The 380-nt window shown below is 58.7% G+C and carries 1 protein-coding gene; it reads left to right on the plus strand.

What is annotated here, in order from left to right:
- The coding region (locus tag K6N12_RS33755) for a type IV secretory system conjugative DNA transfer family protein (protein WP_222149190.1) at positions 1-260 on the plus strand (260 nt) is incomplete at its 5' end.
- Between the last annotated feature and the right edge of the window lie 120 nt (positions 261-380).

Raw genomic sequence — 380 nt, forward strand, 5'->3', positions numbered from 1 at the left:
CCCGTCTGGTATCCGATCTGCTTGGCCAGGAGACCGTAGTGTTCAACACCGCGGCGCGCGCCCTCGATGCGGAAAGGACCGGCCTCTCCTTCGCCGAGCAGCATGTCGCCCGACCACTTCTGACGCCAGACGAAGTCCGCAACATGCATGCCAAGACCGAGCTGCTGTTCATCGCCGGCCAGCGGCCCATCGTCGCGACAAAGCTGCGCTATTATTCCGATCCGGAATTCGTCGGATTGTTCACTGCATCACAGATCTGACGAGGCGACATCACCAACGTGAATCGATCCAGCCGGATCGATTCACAAATGTCGTTGGACGCGGGCATCTGGTCTTTGCGATTCTGCCCGCATGACAGTTCAGCCCTATCGTCTCTACAT

It is taken from the genome of Rhizobium redzepovicii (genome assembly GCF_019793435.1).
Lineage (GTDB): Bacteria > Pseudomonadota > Alphaproteobacteria > Rhizobiales > Rhizobiaceae > Rhizobium > Rhizobium redzepovicii.